Raw genomic sequence first — 4,980 nt, 5'->3', positions numbered from 1 at the left:
CCAGCGTTCATCCTGAGCCAGGATCAAACTCTCAAATAAAAGTTTAACGGGCTCAGATACTGTTATATATCTGGCTTTGTTTGTTTGGTTTGTTTCAAATTCTATAAATTAACCTACTGTTTAATTTTCAAAGTTCATTTTTCAACTTCCTTAGTTTACCAAAACATTATTAGTTTGTCAACTATTTTCTGTTGTTTATTTTTTGTTGTTTGCCCTTTTCTTAAGGACAAGTAATACTTTATCACCTTTTGCCTTCATGGTCAATACTTTTTTAATATTTTTTTTAGATATATTTTACTTAATATTTTATTATTAGTAATTATCCACATTATTAACATATTATTAATATTGAATTTACAGCATATAGTTTTTTTTATCCACATTATTAACATATTTATCAACAAATATTTTTTTGATTTTATAAAATTTTAACATCTAAATATAGCTAATTTACTCTCTCTTATGTATTTTTAATATTTAATTACTCTAATCTTTATAATTAAATAGTTCATTTCATATTCAAATTAAATATATATTAATAAATTTATTAATACTTCAAATAAATTAAATCAACAATTATTTTTAAAATTCTATATAAATGTTGATAAAACAAAATAGGTATAACTTTTTTAAGTTATACCCATTTATATTTATCTAGCTTCACACAATTCTTGTTGCATATACTCTTCTACTAGCATAATTTTTTTATATTTTAAACTTTTTTGTACATCTATTATTCTTTGATTAGATGAACCTCTAAATTTCAAAGTGAAATCTTTTTTGCTCAACTCAAATTTACCATCTACCAATATATCTATTTGTTTTAATAAATTTAAATTTTTAAAACGATCAGGATTTTTAGTATCTAAAAGCTGTTCAAATGTAAATCCAGTATAAGACCACACATCTAAATTATTATTTTTAGCTTCTTTAGCTATTTCTTCTAAAGCTTCTGGTTGTAAAAATGGTTCTCCTCCTGATAATGTTATTCCTCTTTGAAGTTTTAAAGTTTTTATCTTATTTGTTACCTCTTCTGTATCAACCTCATATCCTCCACATAAGTCATGAGTTTGAGGGTTGTGGCATTCCTTACAATTATGAATACATCCTTGTGTCCAAACTACCATCCTTAGACCTGGACCATCTACTATACTATCATATGCTATAGGAGATGATATTCTTATTTTCATAACCAATCTCCCCCTTACAATTATTTATGTTTTACTCTATCACGAACCTCTGCTTGTTTTGCATTATTAAATCTATCTACAGTTCCAACTAAATAACCTGTTATTCTTCTTATTCTTTCAAATTTTATATCACTCTCATCTTCATTTCTTCCACATACAGGACATATATTACTTTTTATGACTCCTGAAAACCCACAAATTGGGTCTCTATCTACCGGATGATTTACACTTCCATATCCTATTCCTTGTTCTTTCATAGCTCTTATAATAGTTTCAAAAGCTTCTAAATTATCAGATGGGTTACCATCTAATTCTATATAAGTTATATGTCCAGCATTAGTAAACTCATGATATGGCGCCTCTAATCTAATTTTTTCAAAAGCACTTATTTTATGATAAACTGGCACATGGAATGAGTTAGTATAATATTCTTTATCTGTGATTCCTTCTATATTTCCGTATGCTTTCTTATCTATACGTGTAAATCTTCCTGATAGTCCTTCTGCAGGTGTAGCTATCAATGAGAAGTTTAATTTATATTGTTCACTAGCTTGTTCCATTCTTTCTCTCATATGAGATACTATTTTCATTCCCAGCTCTTGAGCTTCTTCACTTTCTCCATGATGTTTGCCCATAAGTCCTATAAGACATTCAGCTAATCCTATAAATCCTATAGTTAAAGTTCCTTGCTTTATAACTTCACTTAAATTATCTTCTGGTCCTAATTCATCAGAACCTTTCCATACACCTTGACCCATTAAGAACGGGAAGTTTTTCATCTTTTTATTTCCTTGAACTTCCATTCTCTCTAATAATTGTTCTATAACTAAATTTATTTTCTCATCTAATTCTTCAAAGAATTTATCTATATCTGCTTTTTCATTTTTTACCATACCATGCTTTATACCTAATCTAGGAAGATTGATTGTAGTAAATGATAAGTTACCTCTGCCGCTAACTATTTCTTCCCCGCATACATTCCCAATTACTCTCGTTCTACATCCCATATATGTAGCTTCGGTTTCTGGTTGACCTTCCTTATAATACTTAGCATTAAATGGTGCATCTAAGAAACTAAAATTAGGGAATAACCTCTTAGCTGATACTCTACAAGCTAATTTAAATAAATCATAGTTAGGGTCTCCTGGGTTCAAACTTATTCCTTCTTTAACTTTAAATATTAATATAGGGAATATTGGCGTTTCTCCATTTCCTAATCCCTTTTCGAATGATAAAAGAACATTCTTTGTAACCATTCTTCCTTCTTCTGTAGTATCTGTACCAAGGTTTATACTTGAGAATGGAACTTGAGCACCTGCTCTAGAATGCATCGTATTTAAGTTATGAATAAATGCTTCCATAGCTTGATATGTTCTTTTGTCTGTTTCTTTATATGATTCGTCAAAAGCAAAATTCTGTATAGTCTCAACAAAGTTATCATCTAAATTAAATTTTTCTTTAAGCTCAATACTTTCTTTAGATAAATAATCTTTATTTTTTGTTATACCTACTTTTGTGTTCGTCTCTTCTTCTACTTTATAAATTATATCCTTTATTTCGTCATTACTATCTATTCCTTTAAATAACTTCAATGCTTTAGATAGGTTGCTTATATAGAATTTCTTAAATGTTTTAGATACACCTTCAGCTAGTCCATAATCAAAGAATGGTATACTTTGTCCTCCATGTTGATCATTTTGATTACTTTGTATTGCTATTGCTGCTAAAGCTGCATAACTTATTATATCTTTTGGCTCTCTTAAGAATCCATGCCCTGTTGAAAATCCTTCTTTGAATAACTTTGTAATATCTATTTGACAACAAGTTAATGTTCCCATATTTAAAAAGTCCATGTCATGTATATGTATATCTCCATTGTCATGTTCAAATGAGTGCTCTGGTTTTAATAAATGTGTTTTACAAAATTCCTTTGATACCGTACTACCGTATTGAAGCATAGTACCCATAGCTGTGTTTCCATTTATATTAGCATTTTCTCTTTTTATGTCTGCATCATTTGCATCTTCAAAAGTTATTTCTTCTATTGCTTTCATTAATCTAGTTTTTGAATTTCTTATTCTACTTCTTTCAGTCCTATAAATTATATATTCTTCGCTAGTTTTAGCATGTCCTGTTTCTATAAGAATTTTAATTACTGCATTTTGTACATCTTCTACTCCTGGTATTGAATCTCTAAATTTATTATTTAGTAACTTTATAACCTCTTGAGTTAATTCTTCTGAGAGTTTATAATCTGGAACCTTCTGCTCTTTTTCAGCAACATTGCTAGCTGCTAAAAATATAGCCCTTGTTATTCTATCTTCATTGAAAGGTATAATTCTTCCATCTCTTTTTTTTACAAAATTTATCATTTGAAAACTCCCCCTATTACTATATATTGTACTACATTTATTTTCTGACCACTACATATAGTGTATTAAGTCTAAAAAAATCCCCTTTAACTTTGTTAAAGGGACTACCTAAATTGTCACTTAACTAGATTACCAAATTTGTACATAATAGTCAAACAGACCGTAAACCTTGCAAATGCTATGTGGATAATTTGAACCTAAGTATTTGTAATAGTTCTAAAAAACAAATATTTTTTCATATTTTTGATACTTTTTATATGTAATTATTTAGAATTATCATATAATATAGTTAAATATAAAAATTAAGTATATTATATGATAATAAAACTATATACAGTATCTCTATATATAAACTAATCAATTTTAGTATAGATACACTGTAAATAATTTATTCCTTTAAAATCATTTTGTGAATAATTTATGTTCAAGTTATATTAATTCAACTTCTGAAGGAAATATCCTTTACCTATAGTTTAAAAATATCCGGATTATATAATGGAACATGTATAATTTTATTGTTAATTTTATTTATATATTAATTTAATCTTATAAAATATATTTTATTTATATTTTTAATACACTAAATAATCTACGGATGAATTAAAATTTAATTGTATTTAAATCACTAACGCTTATATTGTTAGAGTATTACATATTTTTTATAAAAGTAATTACCTTATAAGTAGCTATTTAAGCCATACCATATATTTAGTAGTATATTTAGGTGCTAAAAATAGTAGTTTAAATTCTTAATTTCATTTAATCAAAAGGAGGCTTTTTATGTTATCTAATAGGTTATCATCTATAACACCGTCCTATACAATAGGAATAAGTTCAAAAGTAAACGAAATGAAAAATTCAGGTATCGATGTAATAAATCTTAGTATTGGTGAGCCTGATTTTAATGTCCCTAATAGTGCAAAATCTTATGGTATAAATTCTTTAAATAATAATCATACCAAATATGATATGGTTCCAGGACTTAAAATTTTAAGAGAAGAAATTTGTACTAAACTTCTTAAGGAAAATAACTGTAACTATTCACCTGATGAAATAGTAGTGTCTAGTGGAGCTAAACATTGTATAACAAACACACTTCTTGCTTTAACTAATCCTGAAGATGAAGTATTGCTGCCTAAGCCTTATTGGGTAAGTTACCCTGAAATGATAAAACTAGTAAATGCTGTTCCTGTTTTCATCGAAACAAAAAAGGAAAATAACTTTAAACTAGATCCTAAAGAACTACATAAATATATAACCCCTAAAACAAAGATTATTATAATAAATAATCCATCTAATCCTACTGGTAGTGTTTATACAAAAGAAGAACTATCTGAAATTGTAGACATATGTTCAAAACATAACATTTATATTCTTTCAGATGAAATTTATGAAAAAATATGTTTTAATGATAATTT

Annotated in this window: 3 protein-coding genes; 1 reads left to right on the top strand and 2 read right to left on the bottom strand. The window is 27.1% G+C overall.

The window, feature by feature from the left end:
• Positions 1-650: 650 nt before the first annotated feature.
• Positions 651-1,190, bottom strand: coding sequence for an anaerobic ribonucleoside-triphosphate reductase activating protein (gene nrdG, locus VLM92_RS07360; protein WP_325275690.1), 540 nt, complete (start codon positions 1,188-1,190; stop codon positions 651-653).
• Between the two features lie 20 nt (positions 1,191-1,210).
• Entirely contained in the window at positions 1,211-3,562 is a 2,352-nt protein-coding gene (locus tag VLM92_RS07355) for an anaerobic ribonucleoside triphosphate reductase (RefSeq protein WP_325275689.1), read from the bottom strand.
• Between the two features lie 780 nt (positions 3,563-4,342).
• Here VLM92_RS07355 and VLM92_RS07350 point away from each other — a divergent pair.
• A partial coding sequence (locus tag VLM92_RS07350; RefSeq protein ID WP_325275688.1) for an aminotransferase class I/II-fold pyridoxal phosphate-dependent enzyme occupies positions 4,343-4,980 on the top strand: 638 nt, incomplete at its 3' end.

Source organism: Romboutsia sp. (assembly GCF_035470145.1).
Lineage (GTDB): Bacteria > Bacillota > Clostridia > Peptostreptococcales > Peptostreptococcaceae > Romboutsia_D.
Note: the sequence above shows the minus strand (reverse complement) of the source record. Positions and strands in the feature narration are given on the sequence as shown.

Coding starts and splice junctions, on each gene's coding strand:
- nrdG (WP_325275690.1), bottom strand. CDS start 1,190: ATGAAAATAAGAATATCATCTCCTATAGCATATGATAGTATAGTAGAT.
- VLM92_RS07355 (WP_325275689.1), bottom strand. CDS start 3,562: ATGATAAATTTTGTAAAAAAAAGAGATGGAAGAATTATACCTTTCAAT.